The organism is Rhodopseudomonas sp. BR0M22 (assembly GCF_010907035.1).
GTDB lineage: Bacteria > Pseudomonadota > Alphaproteobacteria > Rhizobiales > Xanthobacteraceae > Rhodopseudomonas.
Genome location: NZ_QUMK01000145.1, coordinates 1 through 1,182 on the forward strand (window position 1 = coordinate 1; position 1,182 = coordinate 1,182).

The window sequence follows — 1,182 nt, forward strand, 5'->3', positions numbered from 1 at the left end:
CCCCCGACCCCTCCCCGCGAGGGGGAGGGGAGCGGAGAGGCCGAGGCGAAATAGACGCGGACTTTAACTAGCGCTGCGTGCAAGCGGTGCTGACTTGAGACGAGTATCGAAATGAAATTCGAAAAGACCCCGGGCTGGCTGGATTGGTACCAAGGCCCCTCGAAGCCGCAGTTCAAGGTGCCGGCAGGCGCTGTGGACGCGCATTGCCATGTGTTCGGGCCGGGCGACGAGTTTCCGTTCGCGCCGGAACGGAAATACACGCCGTGCGACGCGTCGAAGCAGCAGCTTTATGCGCTGCGCGATCATCTGGGCTTTTCCCGGAACGTCGTAGTGCAGGCGACCTGCCACGGTGCAGACAACCGCGCGATGGTCGATGCGCTGGTGAACTCCGGCGGCAAGGCGCGCGGCGTCGCCACGGTGAAACGCAGCGTCACCGACACCGAGCTGCAGGCGATGCATGATGCCGGCGTCCGCGGCGTGCGCTTCAACTTCGTCAAGCGCCTGGTCGACTTCACCCCGAAGGACGAACTGGTCGAGATTGCCGAACGGATCAAGCAGTTCGGCTGGCACGTCGTGATCTATTTCGAGGCGGTCGACCTGCCCGAGCTGTGGGACTTCTTCACCTCGCTTCCGACGACCGTGGTGGTCGACCACATGGGCCGGCCGGACGTCACAAAGCCGGTCGACGGGCCGGAATTCGAGCTGTTCGTCAAATTCATGCGCGAGCATTCCAACGTCTGGTCGAAGGTGAGCTGCCCGGAGCGGCTGTCCGTGTCCGGTCCGCCGGCGCTGAACGGCGAACAGCACGCGTATCGCGACGTCGTCCCGTTCGCCCGCCGCATCGTCGAGACCTTCCCGGACCGCGTGCTGTGGGGCACCGATTGGCCGCACCCCAACCTGAAGGACCACATGCCGGACGACGGCCTCTTGGTCGACTTCATCCCGCACATTGCCACCACACCGGAACTTCAACGTAAACTACTGGTCGATAACCCGATGCGGTTGTATTGGCCGGAGGAGAAATGATCCGATCGCCCGAGCGGCGTGCACGGATGTCACCTCTCCCCGCGCGCGGGGAGAGGTCGACCGGCGTAGCGCAGCGAAGCCGGTCGAGTGAGGGGGCGCCTCCGCAGGGCCAAGCGACTCGGACTCGCGGAGACGCCCCCTCACCCCAGCCCTCTC

1 protein-coding gene is annotated in these 1,182 nt (G+C 65.1%); it reads left to right on the forward strand.

What is annotated here, in order from left to right; genetic code table 11:
* Positions 1-111: 111 nt before the first annotated feature.
* Positions 112-1,026 carry an amidohydrolase family protein gene (locus DY468_RS24505; RefSeq protein WP_164608208.1) on the forward strand — a complete coding sequence of 305 codons (915 nt, stop codon included), beginning with the start codon at positions 112-114 and terminating at the stop codon, positions 1,024-1,026.
* Positions 1,027-1,182: the final 156 nt, after the last annotated feature.